At 55.2% G+C, this 19,305-nt stretch carries 21 protein-coding genes; 11 read left to right on the top strand and 10 right to left on the bottom strand.

The window, feature by feature from the left end; all coding sequences use genetic code 11:
• Positions 1-30: 30 nt before the first annotated feature.
• Positions 31-90 (bottom strand): protein YpfM, encoded by a 60-nt coding sequence (gene ypfM, locus AC236I_RS06670; RefSeq protein WP_100181659.1) that lies wholly within the window; start codon positions 88-90, stop codon positions 31-33.
• Between the two features lie 408 nt (positions 91-498).
• Between ypfM and AC236I_RS06665 the strand changes: the two genes are divergently transcribed.
• The 7 genes from AC236I_RS06665 to AC236I_RS06635 all read left to right on the top strand — a co-directional run bounded on the left by AC236I_RS06665 (position 499) and on the right by AC236I_RS06635 (position 6,077).
• Positions 499-855, top strand: coding sequence for an ArsC family reductase (locus AC236I_RS06665; protein WP_015583730.1), 357 nt, complete (start codon positions 499-501; stop codon positions 853-855).
• Between the two features lie 3 nt (positions 856-858).
• Positions 859-1,986: a succinyl-diaminopimelate desuccinylase gene (gene dapE / locus AC236I_RS06660; RefSeq protein WP_004866142.1), complete on the top strand. Its 1,128-nt coding sequence runs from the start codon at positions 859-861 to the stop codon at positions 1,984-1,986.
• A gap of 29 nt (positions 1,987-2,015) precedes the next feature.
• Positions 2,016-2,216: a YpfN family protein gene (locus AC236I_RS06655; protein ID WP_004866145.1), complete on the top strand. Its 201-nt coding sequence runs from the start codon at positions 2,016-2,018 to the stop codon at positions 2,214-2,216.
• A 501-nt stretch (positions 2,217-2,717) separates the two neighbouring features.
• Positions 2,718-3,092: a carboxymuconolactone decarboxylase family protein gene (locus AC236I_RS06650; RefSeq protein ID WP_069476536.1), complete on the top strand. Its 375-nt coding sequence runs from the start codon at positions 2,718-2,720 to the stop codon at positions 3,090-3,092.
• The gene (locus tag AC236I_RS06645; RefSeq protein ID WP_487608718.1) at positions 3,085-4,020 is read left to right on the top strand and encodes a tripartite tricarboxylate transporter substrate binding protein; all 936 of its coding nucleotides are present in this window, start codon (positions 3,085-3,087) and stop codon (positions 4,018-4,020) included. The genes AC236I_RS06650 and AC236I_RS06645 overlap by 8 nt, the downstream gene beginning before the upstream one ends.
• A gap of 72 nt (positions 4,021-4,092) precedes the next feature.
• Complete coding sequence (locus AC236I_RS06640; protein ID WP_048024157.1) at positions 4,093-4,527, top strand: tripartite tricarboxylate transporter TctB family protein; 435 nt, start codon at positions 4,093-4,095, stop codon at positions 4,525-4,527.
• A gap of 29 nt (positions 4,528-4,556) precedes the next feature.
• Positions 4,557-6,077: a tripartite tricarboxylate transporter permease gene (locus AC236I_RS06635; protein WP_004866155.1), complete on the top strand. Its 1,521-nt coding sequence runs from the start codon at positions 4,557-4,559 to the stop codon at positions 6,075-6,077.
• Between the two features lie 49 nt (positions 6,078-6,126).
• Here the strand turns inward: AC236I_RS06635 and ypfH are convergent, their stop codons facing one another.
• The 6 genes from ypfH to dapA form a co-directional block, all read right to left on the bottom strand.
• A complete protein-coding gene (gene ypfH, locus AC236I_RS06630) occupies positions 6,127-6,825 on the bottom strand; it encodes an esterase (protein ID WP_004866158.1) in 699 nt (232 codons plus the stop codon).
• Between the two features lie 76 nt (positions 6,826-6,901).
• Positions 6,902-8,902, bottom strand: a complete 2,001-nt coding sequence (locus tag AC236I_RS06625; RefSeq protein ID WP_004866161.1) for a tRNA(Met) cytidine acetyltransferase TmcA — start codon at positions 8,900-8,902, stop codon at positions 6,902-6,904.
• 12 nt (positions 8,903-8,914) lie between these two features.
• Positions 8,915-9,784: a KPN_02809 family neutral zinc metallopeptidase gene (gene ypfJ, locus AC236I_RS06620; protein ID WP_487608717.1), complete on the bottom strand. Its 870-nt coding sequence runs from the start codon at positions 9,782-9,784 to the stop codon at positions 8,915-8,917.
• Positions 9,785-9,905: 121 nt separating this feature from the next.
• Positions 9,906-10,619 (bottom strand): phosphoribosylaminoimidazolesuccinocarboxamide synthase, encoded by a 714-nt coding sequence (purC, locus tag AC236I_RS06615; RefSeq protein WP_004866167.1) that lies wholly within the window; start codon positions 10,617-10,619, stop codon positions 9,906-9,908.
• Positions 10,620-10,728: 109 nt separating this feature from the next.
• Positions 10,729-11,763 carry an outer membrane protein assembly factor BamC gene (bamC, locus tag AC236I_RS06610; RefSeq protein WP_004866171.1) on the bottom strand — a complete coding sequence of 345 codons (1,035 nt, stop codon included), beginning with the start codon at positions 11,761-11,763 and terminating at the stop codon, positions 10,729-10,731.
• Between the two features lie 16 nt (positions 11,764-11,779).
• A complete protein-coding gene (dapA, locus tag AC236I_RS06605; RefSeq protein ID WP_015583724.1) occupies positions 11,780-12,658 on the bottom strand; it encodes a 4-hydroxy-tetrahydrodipicolinate synthase in 879 nt (292 codons plus the stop codon).
• Positions 12,659-12,811: 153 nt separating this feature from the next.
• On the opposite strand from dapA, the gene AC236I_RS06600 reads away from it, so the two are divergent.
• Both AC236I_RS06600 and bcp read left to right on the top strand, forming a co-directional pair.
• Entirely contained in the window at positions 12,812-13,381 is a 570-nt protein-coding gene (locus AC236I_RS06600; RefSeq protein WP_004866176.1) for a glycine cleavage system transcriptional repressor, read from the top strand.
• A gap of 3 nt (positions 13,382-13,384) precedes the next feature.
• Entirely contained in the window at positions 13,385-13,855 is a 471-nt protein-coding gene (gene bcp, locus AC236I_RS06595; protein ID WP_004866178.1) for a thioredoxin-dependent thiol peroxidase, read from the top strand.
• Between the two features lie 80 nt (positions 13,856-13,935).
• Here the strand turns inward: bcp and AC236I_RS06590 are convergent, their stop codons facing one another.
• Complete coding sequence (locus AC236I_RS06590; protein ID WP_004866181.1) at positions 13,936-15,003, bottom strand: AI-2E family transporter; 1,068 nt, start codon at positions 15,001-15,003, stop codon at positions 13,936-13,938.
• 226 nt (positions 15,004-15,229) lie between these two features.
• Here AC236I_RS06590 and bepA point away from each other — a divergent pair, with 226 nt between their 5' ends.
• The gene (gene bepA, locus AC236I_RS06585; protein ID WP_004866184.1) at positions 15,230-16,693 is read left to right on the top strand and encodes a beta-barrel assembly-enhancing protease; all 1,464 of its coding nucleotides are present in this window, start codon (positions 15,230-15,232) and stop codon (positions 16,691-16,693) included.
• A 9-nt stretch (positions 16,694-16,702) separates the two neighbouring features.
• A complete protein-coding gene (gene arsC, locus AC236I_RS06580) occupies positions 16,703-17,062 on the top strand; it encodes an arsenate reductase (glutaredoxin) (RefSeq protein ID WP_004866188.1) in 360 nt (119 codons plus the stop codon).
• Between the two features lie 89 nt (positions 17,063-17,151).
• On the opposite strand, the gene AC236I_RS06575 is transcribed toward arsC, so the two are convergent.
• Positions 17,152-17,853: a DnaA inactivator Hda gene (locus tag AC236I_RS06575; RefSeq protein ID WP_071824600.1), complete on the bottom strand. Its 702-nt coding sequence runs from the start codon at positions 17,851-17,853 to the stop codon at positions 17,152-17,154.
• 94 nt (positions 17,854-17,947) lie between these two features.
• Positions 17,948-19,237 (bottom strand): uracil permease, encoded by a 1,290-nt coding sequence (gene uraA, locus AC236I_RS06570; RefSeq protein ID WP_004866193.1) that lies wholly within the window; start codon positions 19,235-19,237, stop codon positions 17,948-17,950.
• Positions 19,238-19,305: the final 68 nt, after the last annotated feature.

Here is a 19,305-nt window from a genome sequence, read left to right as displayed (position 1 = left end):
CGTACGATTACCCTGCTCACATTGAGGATTTTATTTACGAAGCATACCTTCAATAAAATCTTTCCAGTTCCCTAGTTCATGTTCAATCATAATAGCCTCTCTTATTATTATGGGTGATTCTATGCAAATCGGTTTGGGAAAGGAAGTGCACTAAGGTTATCGCTGCGATTGCTGGTAACCCCTTCTACGCCATCATCTCTCTGATTTACTGGTACTATGAGCCTGGGAGTGGAAATTTAATGTGATGCATAGCAACATTTCGCAACATTAAGCCTGTTTTCAGATAATTTCCCCTGCCGATATCCTGCTCTTTTATCCCCCGCCGGCGAACGATTTCCAGGTTATCGTTAGCGGACTGGTTAATATTCGCCCAGTGCATACATAGAGGGTAAAAAAGGATATTTATTCACGCGGTTCACGTATTATTTTATACCGGCTTGTGTATTCGGATATTTCTGAGTTAATCGCGTAAATCAACGTAAAAGAAAAGGTTTCATTATGCTGACTATGTACGGAATCAAAAACTGCGACACCATTAAAAAGGCCCGCCGCTGGCTGGAAGCTAATCACATTGCCTATCAGTTCCATGATTATCGTGCCGATGGCCTGGATCGCGAGTTATTAAACACATTTATCGCTGAGCTGGGCTGGGAAGCACTGCTCAACACGCGCGGGACAACCTGGCGGAAACTGGATGAAACCGTGCGTGCCGGTATCAATAACGCCGATGCCGCCGCCGCGCTGATGCTGGAAATGCCGGCAATTATCAAACGCCCATTGCTCTGCGCGCCCGGGCAGCCTATGCTGCTGGGTTTCAGTGAACTCACTTATAAGAAGCTTGTTAACGAGGTATAGTCTATGTCTTGCCCGGTCATTGAGCTGGCTCAGCAGCTTATTCGCCGCCCTTCCCTCAGCCCCGATGATGCGGGATGCCAGGCGTTAATGATTGAACGCCTGCGTGCGATTGGCTTTACCGTGGAACCGATGGATTTCGGCGATACGCAAAATTTCTGGGCCTGGCGCGGGCGCGGTGAAACGCTGGCCTTTGCCGGCCATACCGACGTTGTTCCGGCCGGCGATGCTGACCGTTGGATTAACCCGCCTTTCGAACCCACCATCCGCGACGGCATGCTGTTCGGCCGCGGCGCGGCAGATATGAAAGGCTCGCTGGCCGCGATGGTGGTTGCCGCCGAGCGCTTTGTCGCCCAGTACCCGAATCATAAAGGTCGTCTGGCCTTTTTGATCACCTCTGATGAAGAGGCCAGCGCGCACAACGGAACGGTGAAAGTGGTCGAAGCGCTGATGGCCCGCAACGAGCGCCTGGACTACTGCCTGGTCGGCGAACCGTCAAGCACCGAAGTCGTCGGTGACGTGGTCAAAAACGGTCGTCGTGGCTCACTCACCTGCAACCTGACCATTCACGGCGTGCAGGGCCATGTTGCTTACCCGCATCTCGCCGATAACCCGGTGCACCGCGCGGCCCCTATGCTGACGGAGCTGGTAGCAATCGAGTGGGATAAAGGCAATGAATTCTTCCCCCCCACCAGCATGCAGATAGCCAACGTGCAGGCGGGTACCGGGAGCAATAACGTGATCCCCGGCGACATGTATGTTCAGTTCAACTTCCGTTTTAGCACTGAACTGACCGACGAAATGATTAAAGCCCGCGTCGTCGAGCTGCTGGATAAATATCAGCTGCGCTATACCCTTGACTGGTGGCTGTCTGGCCAACCGTTCCTCACCAGCCGTGGCAAGCTGGTCGAAGCGGTGGTGAACGCCATTGAGCACTATAATGAGATCAAACCCCAGCTGCTAACCAACGGCGGCACCTCTGACGGTCGCTTTATCGCTCGCATGGGTGCGCAGGTGGTTGAGCTGGGACCGGTGAATGCGACAATTCACAAAATCAATGAATGTGTTAACGCCGCCGACCTGCAGCTGCTGGCGCGGATGTATCAACGCATCATGGAACAACTGGTCGCCTGACGACCTCGACCTGAAAAGAGGAAGCGCACATGGAATGGCTAATCAACCACTGGTGGATTCTGGTGCTGGTATTTTTGGTGGGCGTCATGATTAACGTCATTAAGGATCTTAATCGCGTTGACCACAAAAAGTTTCTCGCCAATAAGCCGGAACTGCCGCCCCATCGTGATTGTAACGATAAGTGGGACGATGACGACGACTGGCCGAAGCACGACCAGCCGAAGAAGTAAGATTTCGCTCCCGCTCCCCGGTTAGCGCAACGCTACCGGGGATTTGTCGAGCTTAAGGCGATGCGCCTTAGTCGGGTCACCAACTTCGCGAAATCATATACCCGCAGGGTGCGCTCAGAAATCTCACCTTTCGTCGTTAGACTGTCTTGCGCAACGTTCATTCCCGACGATTGCCCGGCACGCCAGAATCATTCCCAACCCCATCGTCAATGAAAAAACCGCGACGCTCATTCGTTATCCGGCAATATTTTATTTACCCCTGCGTACCCGCTGAAATTATCTATGGGAAATCATAATTTAATATAAATAAGAATAAATATATTCACACAACATATATATAAACGCCCTCAGCACACCGCATTCGCCGTGGAATATTAAAACAATGATCTCACCCGCATCGGCCAATAAAAAATAATGCCATATTAGCCAGGTCCCCACGGGATATTTCGTCAATCTCTTGCTCCAATTCTATACCGCAAATACTCGGGATATTTAAACATCATGAAGGATTATCAACAACTCGATGCCAGCGTCGCGCATAGTGCGGAGATGCTGGAACAGGCGCTCCCTGCTGTGCTGCAACCTTTTCAGGACATGGCGAAATCAGCCAAAGGTGAAGGCGCGATTCCTCATCAATCCAGGCTGCTTATTGCGCTGGGTATTGCCATTTCCACCCACTGCGATCCCTGTATCGCTCGACACGCTCGTAAGCTGGCAGAATGCGGCGCCAGCCGGCAAGAAATCGCCGAAGTCGCCGGTATTTGTATCAGCATGAGCGGAGGACTCTCACTCACCTATGCCAACTCAGCGCTGGAGGCATTTGACTACTTCAGTCTCCGTATCACTACAGGACAACAGGGGGCTGGAAATGAGTAAATGCCTGCTGCTGCTTATCGGACTGTGTGTTTTTTCTCCGCGGATACTCTCTGCCCAACACTTTCCCACGGCACCGGTGAAAATTGAAGTGGGTGCCGCTGCGGGTGGCGGTATGGATATCGTCGCCAGAGCCCTCGCCGAGCGGCTCTCCCCGCTTCTGGGCCAGCCCGTGTTGGTCAGCAATCGCGCCGGCGCGGGAGGCGCTATAGCCATGATGGCGCTAAAAAATGCACAGCCGGATGGGTATACCCTCGCCCTGGTGCCTTCCTGGACGCTAAGTTATCAGCCGCTGATAAGCACGCATTATCGGGCCGAAGACTTTACTCTCCTGGCCGTACTCTATCGCTCTCCGGACGCGCTCATTGCCAGAGCCGATACGCCATGGAACTCGCTGTCGCAGATGCTCGACTCGGCTCGTAACGAACAGAAAACGCTACTGTTCGCCTCTCAAAGCCCGGTAGATCAGCTCATTATTAACTGGCTGGCCCGTCAGACTGGCAACAAAATTGCCGCGCTGCCAACCCGAGGCGGCGGGGAAATGATCCCAAAACTGCTGGGCGGCCACGTTGATTTCGCTTACAGCGCGACAATGCATACGCAATATGTCAGTTCAGGGAAAATGAAAGTCCTGGCCTCGCTCACCGACCAACGTCAATCTATTGCCCCTGATGTGCCGACGTTAAAAGAACAAGGGTGGGATATCGCCATTAATACCTTTTTTATCGTCGTACTTCCCGCTGGCGTACCGCAGGCTATTACAGAACATCTCTCCTCAGCATTTGCCGACATCATGCGCGACGAACATATTCGATCTCTGATTGAAGATAAGCTTTTTATGAATATTGATGTTCATCTGATGAAAGATGCCTCCTGCCTCATCGTCGGGCAACAATCTAAAATGCGGACCTTATTCGACACATTGCAGTAAACGCTATGCGCACAGAAGGGGGACGGGATAACAAATTATTTCCCATACGTATAAACAGAGAGCGAGGAAAACATGAAAGATCGCATTCAAACTGTTGCATATCTCCTGTGCCTTGTCGTATCCCTGCTCATTCTGTCAATGCTTATTTTCCAGGAGGATTCGGGCGCTAACACGTATGGCATGCCCTCCTCGCGACTCCCCTGTATCTATAGCGGCGTAATGGCGTTCGCTTCGCTGGCGTTATTTATTCAAGCCAGACATCGGCAAACCAAAATATTTCAGTTCCCTCACGCGTGGCGAAATATATTACCGATCCAGATCGCAATACTCCTCTATGCATGGGCGCTCTACTTCTTTGGTTTTATCGTCGCAGGTATGGGAATATTGTTTATTTTACAATGGGTAATGGGGCAACGACGCTGGAGCATTCTGTTATTACTTTCGCTGTTACCTCCGCCACTTTTATGGTTGGCCTGCACGCGCCTGCTGGGTATGGCGCTGCCATAGTGGTCCATGGAAAACACAGGAAATCAAAAATGGAACTCGTTGTTTCCGCACTCCTCACCAGTATATCTATCGATAATCTGCTTTATATTGTCGCCGGTGTCGCGCTGGGAAATATCATTGGTGCGATCCCAGGCCTGAATGCCGTAATGGCTATCGCGATTGCCGTACCGCTGACCTACTATATGCCCGCGGTGGGCGCAATGGGTTTTCTTGTTGGTATCAACAAAGGGGCGGCTTTTGGCGGCTCGGTTTCCGCTATTATCTTAAACGTCCCCGGCTCGCCTGATGCGGCGGCTACCTGCTTTGATGGTTATCCCATGCATTGTCAGGGCAAGGGAATAAAAGCGCTCAAGCTGTCTTTATTTGCCTCGGCATTTGGCGATTTTTTTTCCACCTTGATACTTATTCTTATCGCGCTCCCCCTTGCCAGCCTGGCGATTCAACTCGGGCCGGCGGAGCTCTGCGCACTGATTATCTTCACATTGATCCTGATAGCCGATCTTGATTCCGACAATATCTGGAAAGGCATACTGGCGACAGCTTTCGGCCTGCTGCTTAGCACCATCGGACTGGATCCTGTCTCTTCTCTTCCTCGCCTGACGTTCGGTTACTACCCGTTGGAAAACGGAATACCGCTGGCCCCTGCCGTTATCGGGATTCTGGCGCTGACGGAGATATCCCGACAAATGGCGGAGTACGATCGGCATAAAGCGCAGGTTCAGCCCCACAATTTACCGCCTGGCGATATGCAGGCAGATCGGTTGGGATTCGTTGAGTTTTTCCGCTTACTGCCCGCGCTGATTCGCGGTTCGCTGGTTGGCGTGATTGTCGGTATTGTTCCGGGCATCGGAGGGACCGTTTCCGCCTTTCTAAGCTACGGCGTGGAAAAAAAACGCGCCAAAGATCCGGATACTTTTGGCAAAGGACGTAGCGAAGGCGTGGTAGCCCCGGAAGCCGCAAATAACGCCGTGATCTGCGCCAGCCTGATACCGCTGTTTACCCTGGGTATTCCCGGCAGCCTCATTTCAGCCCTGTTGATTGGTGCGTTCATTCTGCACGGCATCACACCCGGCCCGCTGATGTTCGAACAGCATACTGAAACCGTTTACGCCATTTACAGCACCATGATGCTAGGCAATCTCTTTAATTTGATTGTGGGTTACATCGGATTATTTTTCTTTATTCGCCTGCTCTCTTCCCCGCGCAAACTCCTCTTCCCGATGATCATTTTCCTGTGCTTTAGCGGGATTTGCGTCATGGACAGCAGTTTTACCGCGATCGTCATCGCCATTTTGTTTATGTTCCTTGGCTACGGGATGCAGGTACTGAACCTTTCTGTCGTTTCGTTAATTATTGGCCTGGTACTGGGGCCACAGCTTGAGCTGTATATGCAGCAAACCGTGATGATGGGCGAAGGTACGCTTGCGCCGCTGTTGACCCGACCTCTGGCCTGCATACTGATTCTTCTGAGCCTTCTGATAATGGCTAAAAAGCTGGTCTCGTATTCGGCAAAAAGTCTTCGCAATGGCAGAAGAAGCGCCGGGGAATAGGGAAGGCTCTGCCTGAGCCCCGATGCCACGACAGCACCGGGGCGCACTGTCAGAGTAGTTCTATAATATCATCGTCTTTCGGCGTACTGCCGCTCAACGCTTCGTCAAAATAGTGCTTTGGCACGGTATAGCGCAGGCGCTCAAGGGCAAACTGCATGCTGCGATCGTCAATCGCGTGCCCCAGATCCTCGACAATATCCAGCGTCACGTCGCCGCCCGCCTGCTGAAGCGCCTCCTGGGCCGAAACCGCCCACGCCAGGTCGATAACGCGATCCTCGCCGCCGTGAATCAGATGGATGGTTGTCGCGGTAGTCGCCGACTGCGGAAGCGTCGCATACCGTCCGTTAAAGGCGATCACCCGCGATGCCAGCCCCGGCTCAGCTTTGATACTCTCCAGAGACATAATCGCCCCCTGCGAGAAACCAATCAGCGCCGTCGCCCGCGGACCGACGCCGCTCTGTTTCTGCCAGTAGCGAACGGTCTCAATAAAGGTCGGCATAATGGCATCAATACGCGACTGGCGATTTTCCTCCGTCACCCCCTGAACCGAAAACCACTGACGGCCCGGCGGCGGACCGCAAGGTTCCGCGCCACCGATGCTGACGATCAGCGCATCCGGGAACTGCGGCGCAAACAGACTGCCGATTTGCCCCATTGCAACCGGGTTATCGCCGACGCCATGAAACAGCAACAGCAGCTGTTGGGCAGGTGTCGCAGGGCTTTGTACAATAAAATGGTCGTGTTTCATGGCTGTCTCCTTAGTTTACGTGGGCAGTTTACGCCGCGCGCGGAATATGACCATGACATTTAACTGAATGAGTTAGTTAAAAAAATTGCAGTTCCCCGACCTGCTGACGCAGCCTCTCCGCCCGCGATGCGTCGAGGTTCAGCAGCGCCAGTCCCGCTTCTTCACGCAGCCTGGCCAGCAGCGCTTTGCGTCCGGACAGACGCAGCCCGGTGCAAATCTCCGCTTCGTCCTGGCGTTGCAGGCGGGCGCGAAGCGCCGGAAGCGGCAGCCCGGTGTGTAGCAGCAGGCGGTTCAGGCTGCCAACCACCGCCAGCAGCGGACGATGGGCAAACGCAAAGCCCGCCACATCCAGCCAGTCGTCATCCGTAAGCATAGCTGCTGGCGCTACCGGCCGCGGGAATAACGCTTCCCGCCACTCCCACAGCCAGAACTCATCGCGCGCCAGACGCTGCGACTCCCGTAAAACCAGTTCGTGCCCCGCCGAAGTTAACGGATAAAGTGCCATCGCCGTGTAGCACCCGCTACTTGCCTCACGATGGGTACCTAAACGCACCAGCGTAAAACCGCAGCGCTGCCAGAAGCGCCCTAGTTCTGGCGTATAGCCAAAGCTGACCGATAGATAATCGAGGCCGTGGCTTTGCGCTACCGCCCGGGCAACCAGAGCCTGACCAAGCCCCTCGCGCTGGCGGGTCGGGTGCACGGCGATACGAGTGATTCGCTGCCCCAATAGCGTGGCCGCCAGCGGACTTCCGCCGTGAGCCGCCAGCGACTGCGCCACCAGATTACCGCGCGGGCGGCGAAAACCGGCCCATACCGCCCGACTGAGCGCGGGATCAAGCCCTCCCTCCGCCACCCGCCATAGCGCACCGGCCACGCCGTTGCTGGTGCGGGCGCAGGTAAAATGCTGGCCCGGCGCATCCATCATCCGCCGTAAATCCAGCGGCGATGTGCGGTAATGCGCGCCGGAAAGGAGCTGATACATCGCCTCGGCCAGCCCGTCCTGCTGCCGCCAGCTGTCCTGACTCACCGCCTCAAACGTCACCTCCCCCGCTGGAGATTGCGTAAAGCTTTCATCACCAAACAAGAGTAATTCACTGACCACTGCTTCCAGCGGACAGCCTGCGGCCCAGCGGATAGGATCAAGCAGACTAAACTGGCGCAAATGGGGGAAGCTGGCGCAAAACTTGAGCAGAAAACCGCGGCCGGTCCCTTCATAGCCCTGCACGGTCGTGGTCAGTAAGGTGCGAGGAAAACGGGTGACCAGCTGGCGAAGCAGCGGCCCGGGAATGGCGGCCGCTTCATCAACGATCAGCCATGACGCTCGCATATCGCCAGCCAGCAACGCATCCGGCGCTATAAAGCGAAAACCTTCACCGGCGAACGCCGCCATCACCTCGGTCGCGCCGCGCGCCGGGGCGGTAACGATGGCATCGCCCGCCAGCTGACGTATCAACATTCCCGCCAGCGCGGATTTTCCGCGTCCGCGCTCGGCGGTAACCACGGCAATGCCCGCAGGGAGTGTGCTCAGACTGGCCAGAATAGCGGCCTGTCCGGCCTGAGGATGGCCATCAGCCGGATGCCAGCGCGGTCGTGGCACCTCCTCCGGTAGCGTCAGCGGTTCATTCTGACGCCAGACGATCGCCTCAGGATTCGCGCAGACCCGCTGACAAAAACGGTGGACAAAATGGGGAGTGGGAATAGGCTCCGGCGCGTCGCTCCAGCGCAGGGAGTCCGCATCTGGCCGCGTTGGCCAACGGGTGAAAGAGGGGGTCAGCAGGATCAGCCAGCTTCCCGCTTTCAATGTCCCGCTCAAGGCGGCAAAAGCCGCCGCGTCGAAGCCGCTGCGGGCATCAAAGAAGGCGTGGCGGTACTCGCGCCCGAGGAGAGATTTGAGGGCCTCCGGCGAGATACAGGGCGCTTCCATAGGCTGCGGCCCCACCCACAGACCATCGCCGGCCAGCCGTTTACGCAGCAGCAGCGCCTGCTCCAGACTCCACGCATCGTCGCCGCTGAGTACCAGCAGACGACGAATGCCCTGCTGCGCCATCCGCGCCGTCAGGTTAAGTAATTGATCCATTTACAGCGGCAGTCAGAGCGCATTACCAAATGTATTGCACTGCGCCGGGTCTCCGCTGTCAAACCCGCGCTTAAACCAGGTATAGCGCTGCTGCGAAGTACCGTGGGTAAAGCTGTCCGGGACCACGCGTCCCTGGCTTTGCTGTTGCAGGCGATCGTCGCCGATGGCCTCTGCGGCATTCAGCGCTTCCTGCAGATCGCCGGTTTCCATAACATCCTGATTCTGCATGCTGTGACCCCACACGCCGGCAAAGCAGTCGGCCTGCAGCTCCATTTTCACCGACAGGCGATTCGCTTCAGCCTGCGACGCGTGCTGCTGCAGCTGACGCACTTTGGATTCAATACCCAGCAGCTTCTGCACGTGATGCCCGACTTCATGAGCAATCACGTAGGCCTGTGCAAAATCGCCGTCCGCGCCGAGCTTGTTTTTCATCTCATCGTAGAACGAGAGATCGATGTAGACCGTGCTATCGGCCGGGCAGTAGAACGGCCCCATCACCGACTGGCCGGTACCGCAGCCGGTCCGCGTCGCGCCGCGATAGAGCACCAGCTTCGGCTGCGGGTACTGACGGCCCATCTTTTCGAAGATAGCGCCCCAGGTATCTTCGGTATCCGCAAGAATCACTCTGGTAAACTTCGCGGCCTGCTCTTCCTGTGGGCTGACAGAACGTTGGGTGGTGGTTTGCTGCTGTGAAACGGGCTCCCCGGTCAGCATGCCGGTCAAATCCACGCCGTAATAGCCCGCAACCAGCACGATAATCAGCAGGACGATACCGCCCTTCCCGCTGGGAAGACGGAAACCGCCGCCACCGCCCAGGGGGGAGCCGGAATCATTACGTCGATCTTCTACATTGTCGCTTTCGCGACGTCCTTGCCAGCGCATAGGCACCTCAATCCATCAAATTCTCGAATATGAGAGATCGTAGGCGGTTCGGCGCAGGATTACCACTGGAAACAACAAGGAGAGCGCCAGAAGGTAGAGCGACCTTCTGGCGAGAGGAGGATTAGTCGAGCTTAACACCAAGGCGATGGGCCACTTCTTCGTAGGCCTCAATCAGGCCACCGAGGCTCTGGCGGAAGCGGTCTTTGTCCATTTTATCGAGGGTATTTTTATCCCACAGACGGCTGCCATCTGGCGAGAACTCATCGCCCAGCACCACTTCGCCCTTGAACAGACCAAACTCAAGCTTGAAATCGACCAGGATCAGGCCGGCATCATCAAACAGCTTTTTCAATACGTCGTTGGCTTTGAAAGTCAGTTCCTGCATGCGCGCGAGGTTCTTTTTGCTTACCCAGCCAAAAGTCTCGCAGTAAGACTCGTTGACCATCGGATCGTGCATCGCATCATTTTTCAGGAACAGGTCAAACAGCGGCGGATTGAGTTCAATCCCTTCTTCAATACCCAGACGCTTAACCAGAGAACCGGCGGCGCGGTTACGGACTACGCACTCCACCGGAACCATCTCCAGTTTTTTTACCAGACATTCGGTATCGGAGAGCAACGCTTCCATCTGAGTCGGGATACCGGCTTCTTCCAGTTTGCTCATAATGAAATGGTTAAATTTGTTGTTCACCATGCCTTTACGATCGAACTGCTCAATGCGCGCGCCATCCCCTGCTGAAGTATCGTTACGGAATTCGAGTACCAGCAGATCCGGATTCTCCGTGCTGTAAACGGTTTTCGCTTTACCACGATACAACTCAGCTTGCTTTTGCATCTTTGTCACTCCAGTGAAGATATAGACGATAAATATTGCGCTTTTCTGCCGACGCACACGTTTGCGTCACTATACATGAAAAAGGGCTGGATTGCTCCAGCCCTGTTTATTACTTACTGAATGCGGCCTGGAATACGGCTACCAGGGCGTCATTCTGCGACTGCGTCAACGTATGGCCTTTCGGATCGATGAACTGCAGACTGCTGCGGTTATCGAGATCGCCGACCTGCAGTTTGTAGTCACCGGAAACCAGCTGCGGATCGCTGGCGCCCAGCGCCTGCCAGCTGCTGTCAGACAGCGGCTTGTAGGTCAGCGCCATGCTGCCTTGCGAGCGGGTGCTATCCGTCACCTTCATGCCCACTTTTTCCAGTGCGCCCGGCAGACGTTGCCACACCATGTTGAACGGTGCGCGAACAACCAGCATTGGCAGACCCGTATCGTCGGCAGCACTCTGCACATCGAAGGTCGCGCCAGCATTTTTCTGCGCCGCATTCTGTGCGCTGGTGGCGTTCATATCCAGACCTTCGGAAATGACGTTCAGCATCGACGTGCTATAGCGTTGCAGAGAAGCCGGATCGGATACCGGTTTCCCGGCCTGCTCAAGATTCACCAGCTTCACGATAACCGCCTGCTGATAACCCTGAGGTTTCACTGAGATTTGATAGCGACCACGATACTGCTGGTCTTCATCGAGGCGATTCCATTCAACCCAGTCGGTATTCAGCGTCTGGCTGGCATCGTCACGTTTGGTGATGACATAGTTCTTAGACTGTATGATGCTGGCTACCTGCGCCCACAGCGAACCGCTACGACCGTTCTCGACCATCAGCGTGGCGGTATCGCCATTGAACTGAGTACGAGCGCCGCTCACCAGTGCCAGAGGCTGAGCCGGTGGGCGGATGTCCAGAGCTTTGCCCACTGCGCCTTTGCTGGTCGCAACCGGAATATTATAATCACCAACCTGAACCGGCAGAATCATGCCAGCAGGTGCGTGAAGTTCACTGAGCGGCGTAGCTTGCAGATAGACCTCATCGCCTCCCACCTGACGTTTGTAGCGTGAGTCGGAACTACAGGCCGCGAGAAGCAGGACCAATGAAACACCCGCAACCTTCGTCAGGCGCGACTTCTGTACTGAGTAAGCCATCAAATCTCCCTAAACTTTACAGCAAACCGGCATGCTTCAGCGCTGCGGTAACGGCCTGAGTACCCTGTTCGGTAATCGGCGTCATCGGCAGGCGCAGCGTATCGGTTGCCACAAGACCCAACGCCTTACATGCCCATTTCACGGGGATCGGGTTGGGTTCGACAAATAATTTTGTATGCAATGGCATCAGACGTTGGTTAATTGCACGAGCTTGCGCAAATTGGCCTTCTACAGCCAGTCGGCACATATCCGCCATTTCGCGAGCCGCAACGTTCGCCGTTACGGAAATCACGCCCTGACCGCCGAGCTGCATAAAGTCCATTCCGGTGGCATCATCGCCGCTCAACAGAATAAAGTCATCTGAAACCAGCTCTTTGATCTGATGAACACGACTTAAGTTCCCCGTCGCTTCCTTAATACCAATAATATTTTTTACTTCCGCCAGGCGACCGACGGTTTCCGGCAGCATGTCGCAACCGGTACGGGACGGCACATTATACAGAATTTGCGGCAGGTCGGTGTGTTCTGCGATGGCTTTAAAGTGTTGGAACAGCCCTTCCTGGGTCGGACGATTGTAATAAGGAGTGACCGTCAGGCAACCGACAACACCGCTATTGTTAAAACGTTTGGTCAGGCTAATCGCCTCTGCGGTTGCATTTGCACCGGTACCTGCGATGACCGGGATACGCCCGTCAGCAAGTTCAAGCGTCATCATCACGACATCGCCATGTTCTTCATGGCTCAGGGTCGCGGATTCTCCGGTAGTCCCTACCGAAACGATCGCCGAGGTTCCGCTGGCGACATGGTAATCAATCAGTTTTTTCAGGCTTGACCGGCAGACATTACCGTTTTCATCCATCGGCGTGACAAGCGCTACAATACTTCCCGTGAACATGGGCCATCCTCAGAGCTGAAGTGCGACAAGATTCTCAATGTTACGTTTGGTGCCGTAATAAAAGCAAGAGACCCGATGCCATCAGGGATGTTGTATGCCGGTTTTTTTTATGCTTTCCTAATGTTACCTCACCTTTTTAAAGGAAGAACAGGTTTGACCGCCTCATTACAACACTATCTGGTTATTACCGCTTTGGGCGCTGACCGTCCCGGCATCGTGAACACCATCACCCGCCACGTCAGCAGCTGCGGCTGTAATATCGAAGACAGCCGGCTGGCCATGCTTGGTGACGAGTTTACGTTTATCATGCTGCTTTCAGGTTCATGGAACGCGATTACGCTGATCGAATCGACCCTGCCGCTGAAAGGTGCTGAGCTGGATTTGCTGATCGTGATGAAGCGGACGACCGCGCGGCCTCCTCAGGCCATGCCAAACACCGTCTGGGTCCAGGTTGAGGTACCGGACTCGCCGCACATTATCGAGCGTTTCACTGCCCTGTTTGACGCGTGGAATATGAACATCGCCGAACTGGTTTCTCGGACCCAGGTCAGCGGTGATGACGATTCAGCGCAGTTGTTCATTCAGATAACCGCACACAGCCCTGCAACACAAAATGCATCAAATATCGAACAAGCGTTCAAAGCCCTATGTACAGAACTGAACGCACAAGGCAGTATTAACATCGTTAATTATTCACAACATGATGAACAGGATGGAGTTTGAGTAATGAATCCACTGAAAGCCGGTGATCTTGCACCGAAATTTAGCTTACCGGACCAGGACGGCGAGGAAGTAAATTTGACCGACTTCCAGGGACAGCGTGTTCTGGTTTATTTTTACCCGAAAGCCATGACCCCGGGTTGTACCGTTCAGGCCTGCGGCCTGCGCGATAATATGGATGAGTTAAAAAAAGCGGGCGTTGAAGTCCTGGGTATCAGTACTGATAAACCGGAAAAACTCTCCCGTTTCGCCGAAAAAGAGTTGCTGAACTTCACGCTGCTGTCTGATGAAAATCACCAGGTATGCGAGCAGTTTGGCGTCTGGGGCGAAAAATCGTTTATGGGGAAAACCTACGACGGTATTCACCGCATTAGCTTCCTGATCGATAGCAACGGCAAAGTCGAACACGTGTTTGATAACTTTAAAACCAGCAATCACCACGATGTGGTGCTGAACTGGTTGAAAGAAAACGGCTAACGTTCTACCCGACGCAGGACGCCGGGTCACCATTCACTGACCCGGCGTCCGTTTTCTTCCCCGCGTTTTCCGGCCGCAGACTATTTCTCTTCTTCCACCGCCAGGCCATCCGGCCACGCATGCACTACCGCTTTGATAAGGGTTGCCAGCGGAATCGCAAAGAAGACTCCCCAGAATCCCCACAGCCCACCGAAGATAACCACCGACAGGATAATCACCAGCGGATGCAGGTTGACCGCTTCGGAAAACAGCACCGGTACCAGCAGGTTACCGTCCAGTCCCTGAATAATCAGGTATACCGCAAACAGGCTCCAGAACTCCGGACCTGCGCCAAACTGGAACAGCGCCACGCCGACGACCGGAATGGTCACCACGAAGGCGCCGATGTACGGAATCAGCACCGAGAACCCGACCAGCACCGCCAGCAGCAGCGAATAGTTGAGATCGAACAAGATAAAGCCAATCCACGTTGCCACGCCGACGACAATCATCTCCAGCACCTTACCGCGGATATAGTTGGTAATCTGCTGGTTCATCTCTTTCCATACCTGCCCCGCCAGCCCGCGGTTGCGCGGCAGCACGCGGCGCACGGCGTTCAGCATCTGCTCTTTATCTTTTAGCAGGAAGAACACCATCAGCGGCACCAGCACCAGATAGACCGCCAGAGTCAGTAAGCCGACCAGCGAAGCCAGAGAGTATTTGACGACCGAGTCGCCGACGGTGAGCACGCGGTTACGCATATTGTCCGCCATGGCGTCGATAATCCCGGCGTCCATCAGCGCCGGGTAACGGCGCGGAACCGTGGCGGCAAAATCGGACAGCTTATTGAGCATGCCCGGCATATCGCGAATCAGATAGATGCCCTGCTGCCAGGCAACGGGCATCACCACAAACGCCATCAGCAGCAAGACGCCCACGAACAGAATCAGCACGAACGAGGTTGCCCAGGTTCGCGAAAGCCCTACGCGCTCCAGCCTGACGGTTGGCCATTCCAGCAGATAAGCCAGCACGATAGCAACCAGCAATGGCGCCAGCAGGCCGCTGAAAAAGAACATGATTCCGAACCCGGCCAGCAAAATAACCAGCAGCGCTATCGCTTCCGGATCGCTAAACCGACGACGATACCACTGCATTAACATCTCAAGCATAAAACCCTTCCCTGAAGCGCGTAGCGGCAAAAAAACCGAGGGAATTGTATCTAAATGTCACCTGAAAGACTTCGCTTTTATTAGCAAAGCCACAAACATTGACGCTGGCGTGAATATCATATTTTCAATAGCCTCAACGCCAGCTAAACTCGCATGACGCGCGGAAATGGAACATTACGCCGCCCAATCGGTCAAACTGGCACACCCACATTACAGGACAGAGGTTATGTTCAGGCAGTTAAAGAAAACGCTGGTGGCAACCGTCATAGCGTCGCTGACGCTGGGTTCGATTTTGCCTGCTTTTGCTGACTCCGCAGATACCCTGCCCGATATGGGAACCTCTGCGGGAAGCACGCTCTCTATTGGCCAGGAAATGCAGATGGGGGATTACTATGTGCGCCAGCTACGCGGTAGCGCGCCGCTCATCAACGACCCTCTGCTGGTGCAATATATTAACGGATTAGGGATGCGTCTGGTCTCGCACGCTAACTCTGTTCGCACCCCTTTCCACTTTTACCTGATTAATAACGACCAGATAAACGCCTTTGCTTTCTTCGGTGGCAATGTCGTGCTGCACTCCGCTCTGTTCCGCTATTCAGATACCGAAAGCGAGCTGGCATCGGTAATGGCGCATGAAATCTCACACGTCACCCAGCGCCACCTCGCGCGAGCAATGGAAGACCAAAAGCGCAACGCTCCGCTGACCTGGGTCGGTGCGCTGGGCTCAATTCTGCTGGCGATGGCGAGCCCGCAGGCCGGTATGGCGGCCCTCACCGGTACGCTGGCGGGAACCCAGCAGGGGATGATCAGTTTTACCCGGCAAAACGAAGAAGAGGCTGACCGCATCGGGATTCAGGTGCTGCAGCGCTCCGGTTTTGATCCGCAGGCGATGCCGGCCTTTATGGGCAAACTGCTCGACCAGTCGCGCTACTCTACCCGTCCGCCGGAAATGCTGCTGACTCACCCCTTGCCGGAAAGCCGTCTGTCTGACGCCCGCAACCGCGCCAACCAGATGCGTCCTGTGGTTGTTCAGTCTTCCGCCGATTTTTACCTCGCCAAGGCCAGAACCCTGGGAATGTATAACTCAGGGGAAAATAAGCTTGGCGACGATCTGCTGAACGCGTGGGCGAAAGGCAATATCCGCGAACAGCACGCCTCCCAGTACGGGCGAGCGCTGCTGGCCATGGGAAGCAATAATTACGATCTGGCGCGCAAAACGCTGCAGCCTCTGCTGAGCGCCGATCCGCAGAACGCCTGGTATCTCGACCTGGCAACCGATATCGATCTCGGACAGAAGAAAACGGCCGATGCGATTAACCGCCTGAAAAATGCCCGCGAAATTCGTACCAACCCGGTTCTGCAGCTGAACCTTGCCAACGCATACTTACAGGGCGGACAAGCGGCGGAAGCGGCGAAAATCCTCAACCGGTACACCTTTAGCTACAAAGATGACGGCAACGGCTGGGATCTGCTGGCGCAGGCTGAAGCGAGCCTCGGCAATCGTGACCAGGAGCTGGCGGCACGCGCAGAAGGTATGGCGCTGGTCGGCCAGCTCGATCAGGCGATTACTCTGCTGAGCAGCGCCAGCTCGCAGGTGAAACTGGGCAGTTTGCAGCAGGCGCGCTACGATGCGCGTATCGACCAGCTGCGCCAGCTGCAGGAACGATTCCGCCCCTATCAAAAAATGTAAGGAGACGACATGTCTGACGCGGTAAAAATCTATCACAATCCCCGCTGCTCCAAGAGCCGCGACACCTTAAGCCTGTTGAAGGCTAACGGTATCGATCCTGAAGTCGTGCTCTACCTGGAGACGCCGCCGGATGCAGACACGCTCCGCCAGCTGTTAAAAATGCTCGGAATGGTCAGCGCCCGCGAACTGATGCGCCAGAAAGAGGATCTGTATAAATCCCTGGAGCTCGCCGACCCGCAGCTTAGCGAGGAGGCGCTGATTCAGGCCATCGTCGATAATCCGAAGTTGATGGAGCGCCCGATTGTCGTCAGCCATGGCCAGGCGCGGATCGGCCGACCGCCGGAGCAGGTTCTGGAAATCGTCAACTGATGCCGATGCGCCATTGCGGTTTGCCGTGATGGCGCAGCGGGTGAAAGACGAAGGGCGCGGATTGGGCAGATCGCAGAGATCCGGCCCGGCTAGAGCTTGAGGATCTCTTTCACGAAAGGAATGGTCAATTTACGTTGCGCGGTAATCGAAGCGTGATCGAGCTGATCGAGCGTCATAAACAGCGAGCGCATTTCACGATCTAACCGTTTGAGCAAGAAACGACAGACGTCTTCCGGCATCTCAAAACCCCGCAGACGCGCGCGCAGCTGTAGCGCCTGCAGCTTATCTTCGTCCGACAGCGGCTGTAGCTTGTAGATTTGCCCCCAGTCGAGGCGCGACGCCAGGTCCGGCAACCCGAGATTCAGCTGGCGCGGCGGACAATCGCCGGTAATCAGCAAACGCGTTTTACCCGATTCGAGGATCCGGTTATAGAGGTTGAAAATGGCCATTTCCCACGGCTCGTCGCCGGCCACGCACTCGATATTGTCAATACAGACCAGCGAAAGCTGCTCCATCCCATCGAGCACTTCCGGTACAAACCACGTACGCTTATCCAGTGGAACATAGCCCACCGCATCGCCGCGCTGGGAAAGCTCCGCACAGGCGGCATGTAACAAGTGACTGCGCCCCGCCCCTTCGCGTGACCAGATATAGATGTACCCGCTATGTTCCTGCCGCAACACATTCTGTAAGGCAGCAAGAAGAGAAGGATTATCACCCGGCCAAAAACTCGCGAAAGTTTCATCATCGGGAAGATACAGTGGCAGAGAGAGCTGTGCCGGTGCGTTCAGATGGACCTCATCATAGGCTTACAGAAAAACGCGATGAGTTTATCACGAAGTATGCCTTGAGAGAACCGGGCGGGATCGCCGCCCGGTTGCAGGATCAATGTTTTACTTCTTCACTGTCGGCGGCATCCAGCACAACCTCTTCCGGACGCAGGACGCTGATCAGTTTGAAAATCAGGCTCAGACCCACGCCGACAATTGTCGCCAGCGCCATGCCTTTCAGCTCCGCCGCACCAATGTGCACTTTCGCGCCGCTGACGCCAATGATCAGAATCACGGAGGTCAGAATCAAATTCTGCGCCTTGTTGTAGTCCACTTTCGATTCGATCAGGACGCGAATACCGGAGGCGCCAATCACCCCGTACAGCAGCAGCGAAACGCCGCCCATCACCGGCAGCGGGATAATCTGAATCGCAGCCGCCAGTTTCCCTACGCAGGAGAGCAGAATCGCGAAGATTGCCGCGCCGCCGATAACCCAGGTACTGTAGACACGGGTGATCGCCATAACGCCGATGTTCTCGCCATAAGTGGTGTTGGGCGTCGAACCAAAGAAGCCGGAGATCATCGTCGACAGGCCGTTAGCAAACATCGAACGATGCAGCCCGGGATCGCGGATCAGATCTTTTTTAACGATATTCGCCGTCACCACCAGGTGGCCGACGTGCTCGGCAATCACCACCAGCGCAGCGGGCAGGATGGTGAAGATAGCAAACCATTCAAAGCGCGGGGTGTAGAACGTCGGCAGGGCAAACCAGTGCGCCTCGGCGATCGGCGTAGTGTCGACAACGCCCATCACGAAAGAGAGCGCGTAGCCGACCAGCACGCCGATCAAAATCGGGATAATGGCCATGAAACCGCGAAACAGCACCGAACCGAAGACCGTCACCGCCAGCGTCACCATCGAAATAATGATGGTTTTGCTGTCCGGCGATTGCCCGTCAGCCGGCAGCAGGCCAGCCATATTGGCAGCGACGCCCGCCAGTTCGAGGCCGATAACCGCGACAATGGCCCCCATAGCCGCCGGCGGGAACATCACGTCCAGCCAGCCGGTGCCGGCTTTTTTGACAATAAAGGAGACGATGCAGAACAGAGCGCCGCACATAATGAAGCCACCCAGCGCCACCTCATACCCCAGCGGCAGCAGCAGCAACACCGGGGATATAAATGCGAAGCTCGATCCGAGATAGGCCGGGATTTTTCCCTTACAGATGAAAAGATACAGCAATGTCCCAATGCCGTTAAACAGCAGGACGGTAGCCGGGTTGATATGAAACAGAACGGGCACCAGAACCGTTGCGCCAAACATAGCGAACAGATGCTGCAAACTCAGTGGGATAGTCTGTAAAAGCGGCGGTCTTTCACTCACCCCGATTGCGCGGCGCGTCATAGCGTTTTCCTCTAAGAGTCGTTTATTAGTTGCTGTGAGTTTGTTTTATTCAAAAAAAAGCCGACTCT

This window comes from Klebsiella sp. Sb-30 (genome assembly GCF_057652795.1).
This window is presented reverse-complemented; position numbering and strand designations above follow the sequence as displayed.

What these genes read in the sequence shown, in the direction of transcription:
- AC236I_RS06665 (WP_015583730.1), top strand. Translation starts at nt 499, where the DNA reads ATGCTGACTATGTACGGAATCAAAAACTGCGACACCATTAAAAAGGCC.
- dapE (WP_004866142.1), top strand. Translation starts at nt 859, where the DNA reads ATGTCTTGCCCGGTCATTGAGCTGGCTCAGCAGCTTATTCGCCGCCCT.
- AC236I_RS06655 (WP_004866145.1), top strand. Translation starts at nt 2,016, where the DNA reads ATGGAATGGCTAATCAACCACTGGTGGATTCTGGTGCTGGTATTTTTG.
- AC236I_RS06650 (WP_069476536.1), top strand. Translation starts at nt 2,718, where the DNA reads ATGAAGGATTATCAACAACTCGATGCCAGCGTCGCGCATAGTGCGGAG.
- AC236I_RS06645 (WP_487608718.1), top strand. Translation starts at nt 3,085, where the DNA reads ATGAGTAAATGCCTGCTGCTGCTTATCGGACTGTGTGTTTTTTCTCCG.
- AC236I_RS06640 (WP_048024157.1), top strand. Translation starts at nt 4,093, where the DNA reads ATGAAAGATCGCATTCAAACTGTTGCATATCTCCTGTGCCTTGTCGTA.
- AC236I_RS06635 (WP_004866155.1), top strand. Translation starts at nt 4,557, where the DNA reads ATGGAACTCGTTGTTTCCGCACTCCTCACCAGTATATCTATCGATAAT.
- ypfH (WP_004866158.1), bottom strand. Translation starts at nt 6,825, where the DNA reads ATGAAACACGACCATTTTATTGTACAAAGCCCTGCGACACCTGCCCAA.
- AC236I_RS06625 (WP_004866161.1), bottom strand. Translation starts at nt 8,902, where the DNA reads ATGGATCAATTACTTAACCTGACGGCGCGGATGGCGCAGCAGGGCATT.
- ypfJ (WP_487608717.1), bottom strand. Translation starts at nt 9,784, where the DNA reads ATGCGCTGGCAAGGACGTCGCGAAAGCGACAATGTAGAAGATCGACGT.
- purC (WP_004866167.1), bottom strand. Translation starts at nt 10,619, where the DNA reads ATGCAAAAGCAAGCTGAGTTGTATCGTGGTAAAGCGAAAACCGTTTAC.
- bamC (WP_004866171.1), bottom strand. Translation starts at nt 11,763, where the DNA reads ATGGCTTACTCAGTACAGAAGTCGCGCCTGACGAAGGTTGCGGGTGTT.
- dapA (WP_015583724.1), bottom strand. Translation starts at nt 12,658, where the DNA reads ATGTTCACGGGAAGTATTGTAGCGCTTGTCACGCCGATGGATGAAAAC.
- bcp (WP_004866178.1), top strand. Translation starts at nt 13,385, where the DNA reads ATGAATCCACTGAAAGCCGGTGATCTTGCACCGAAATTTAGCTTACCG.
- AC236I_RS06590 (WP_004866181.1), bottom strand. Translation starts at nt 15,003, where the DNA reads ATGCTTGAGATGTTAATGCAGTGGTATCGTCGTCGGTTTAGCGATCCG.
- bepA (WP_004866184.1), top strand. Translation starts at nt 15,230, where the DNA reads ATGTTCAGGCAGTTAAAGAAAACGCTGGTGGCAACCGTCATAGCGTCG.
- arsC (WP_004866188.1), top strand. Translation starts at nt 16,703, where the DNA reads ATGTCTGACGCGGTAAAAATCTATCACAATCCCCGCTGCTCCAAGAGC.
- uraA (WP_004866193.1), bottom strand. Translation starts at nt 19,237, where the DNA reads ATGACGCGCCGCGCAATCGGGGTGAGTGAAAGACCGCCGCTTTTACAG.